The sequence below is a fragment of the Nonomuraea sp. NPDC004186 genome (assembly GCF_053603495.1).
The window spans coordinates 1-2,787 of record NZ_JBSGFQ010000263.1 but is presented as its reverse complement, the minus strand read 5'-3'; the positions used below and the strand labels follow the sequence as shown (position 1 = coordinate 2,787).

1 protein-coding gene is annotated in these 2,787 nt (G+C 70.0%); it reads right to left on the bottom strand.

Annotated elements, in window-relative coordinates; translation table 11 throughout:
- Nucleotides 1–61 precede the first annotated feature (61 nt).
- A complete protein-coding gene (locus ACWEPL_RS65095; RefSeq protein ID WP_452443045.1) occupies nt 62–2,665 on the bottom strand; it encodes a choice-of-anchor L domain-containing protein in 2,604 nt (867 codons plus the stop codon).
- Nucleotides 2,666–2,787: the final 122 nt, after the last annotated feature.

Below are 2,787 nucleotides of genomic sequence, written 5' to 3'. Positions count from 1 at the left end.
TGCGTGGTCGAGTCGGGCCCGGGGCTGCCGGCCGACGCGGCGTGGCCGGGCTCGGAGGACGTCAGGTTCGCGGCGGCGGACGCGCCGACGACCGCACGTACGAGCCGTCGATGTTGCCCGCCTTGTCGATGCTCCGCAGGTGGAGCGTCCAGGTCCCGGTGGAACCGGTGGGCTTCATCCAGTAGAACGGCAGGCCGTACGTGGAGTACTGCGGGGTGTCGTCCGGATCGCTGGACACGATGGCCCACTCGATCCGCCCCACGCCCGACCCGCCGGCGTCGGTCGCGGAGGCGTCGACGTGCACCCGCTTCCTGCCGTCGTACTCGTCGTACCCGAGCGTGACGTCGGTGTCGGGCGGGGTCTCGTCGTCCGCCGCCGAACCGGTCACCGTGGGCAGCGGGTCCTGGGCCGGGCAGCCCGAGTCGCACGGCGTGACGGAGACGCGGGTCGCGGGGACCGTGACGCCGCCGCCGTTGAGGGTGATGTGGTCGTTCGGCCCGATGAGGATGGGCTCGTACGGGATGGTCGAGGTGATGACGCCGTTCTCGTACGTGCGCAGCCGGAGGTAGACGTAGCCGAAGTCCGTCGAGGTGATCGTGGCCGCGGCCCTGCCCTGGCGGAGGAAGGCGGAGATGCGCTTGTACGGGCCGACGCCCGCGGCGTAGGAGCTGCCGGGGATGTCCTCCAGCTCGACCTCGGTCGCCGGGTCGGTGAACCCGGTGCGCAGCCCGCCCGCGTCGGTGAGCAGCAGGTTGACCGGGCCTCTGATCTCCACTTCGGTGCCCGTGAGCCCGCCGGCGGCGGCCGCCTGGACGCTGTCGTCCTGCTGCGCCGCGAGGGCGGCCGTGACGGGTCCTTCGCCCTGGACGGCGTTGACGGCGTCGTAGACGACCTGCGACTCGTTGGGCAGTTCGACGTGGCCGATGCCGGAGTAGGCGGGCTGGACCACGGAGTTGCCGCGCAGCCCCGCGGTGAGCCGGGCCGAGCCGAGCGGCACGGTGCCGTCACCGAGGTCACTCCAGTTGATCATGACGCCGGTGCCGTTGACGCAGCCGTCCCACCAGCCCTTCTTCTCGTTGCAGTGCGCCTCGGGGAACTCGTCGAAGCTCACCGGGGTGGTCACGCCGGTGCCCACCAGGCGGGTCAGGCCGACCCTGGATTCGGCGGGATTCCAGGCGTCGGACGCCCGGTGCCAGGCGCGGGCCTTGTCGATCAGCGCCAGGTTCTTGTCGCTGAGCATGTCGCGCACCTGGTCGGGGGTGAGCGGGCCGCCCGGTACGCGGTTGACCGGTGGCTCGACCACGGTGTGGTAGTTGTCGGAAGGCAGGAGCTCCAGGAAGCCGGGGAAGTTCTTGGTGATCTTCGCGGCCTGGTTCCTGTTGAGCAGGCAGCGGCCGGCGGTCAGGTCGATCACGCAGGGCGTCTTGTAGTGCATGACGCCCAGCGCCTTCGCGGCGCCCAGGTACGGCGTGGCGATGGTGGAGATCCGGTTGATCTTGCCGACCGAGCGCTGCATGCGCGTGGCGGCCAGCGTCACCAGTCCGCCCTGGGAGTGGGCGATGATGTTGACCCGGTCGGCGCCGGTGGCCTGCAGGACCGACTCGATCCGGTCCAGCAGCTGGTCCGCGTTGTGGTTCGACGACTTGCGCCAGTCCACGGGGTTGAGGAAGAGGTTCTCGCCCGGCTGCGGGTTCTCGATGTCGCCCAGCACGTACCCGGCGTTCTGCAGGTGGCTGACGGTGCCCGCGTAGATGGACTTGATGTTGAGGATCTTCATGATGACCTCGGGGGCGTAGACGCCGTTGCCCTTGGCGTCGGTCTCCCCGTCGTCGTTCAGCATGATGTTGTCGAGGTGCGAGTCGCTCAGGCTGAGCAGCTTGGTCAGGGTGCCCGGCCAGTACTCGGTGCTGGCGTCCCTCAGCTTGGACCCCATGATGCCCGGCACGAAGATCACCGGCTTGGTGACGGGCTTGGCGCCGGTGCCGCACTCGGCCGGCTCGTCCTGGGTGTAGGTGAGCTTGCGCACCAGCGCGGCCGAGTCGTAGACCGCGTCGTGCTGGTCGAAGATCGACAGGTACAGCTTGTGCGACCCGCCGGTGATGGGGGTTGAGGCCTTCATCAGCGGCGTGGCCCCGTCGTACGTCGTCCCGGCCGAGGCCGAGGCGGTCATCGCCAGCAGGCCGGTCGTGTTGGTGGAGATGACGTTGCCGGAGGGGTCGAAGGCGAAGTTGTCCGGCGCCAGGATGGTCGACTCGTTGGTGGTCCAGGTGCTGCGGTCCAGCTCGGCGACGAAGCCGTCGTTGTAGGCGGACCTGACGAACTCGGGGAACTCCTCGCTGAAGTACTTGACCTCGAAGGTCATGCACTTGGCCCAGGACGGGACGTCCAGGTCGACCCGGAGCACGGTGACGTCGTAGGCGCTGTCGCCGCGGACCTTGCCGCCGCCCGAGTCGCGCCCGTCGGATTGGAACTGGTTGGCCTGCGGCGCGAGGGTGGCGTCGCCCGTGGTCAGCAGGGCGCCGGTGCCGGAGAGGCCGCCGATGCCGGTGCCCAGGCCGTTGGTCCCGGTGGCGGGCGGGGTGGTGACGTAGGAGGCCGTGACCAGGCTGCTGTCGCCGACCAGGGCGCCGGCCAGCGCCCTGGCGCCGTCGGCGCCGGTGTCCACCGGGGTCACGCTGCCCGCGTCGACGTCCAGCGTGGTGACGTCGGCGGTCGGCCGTCTCGACGTCATCGTGAACAACGCCGGCTACGCCTATGTCGGCGCGATCGAGGAAATGACCGAGCAGC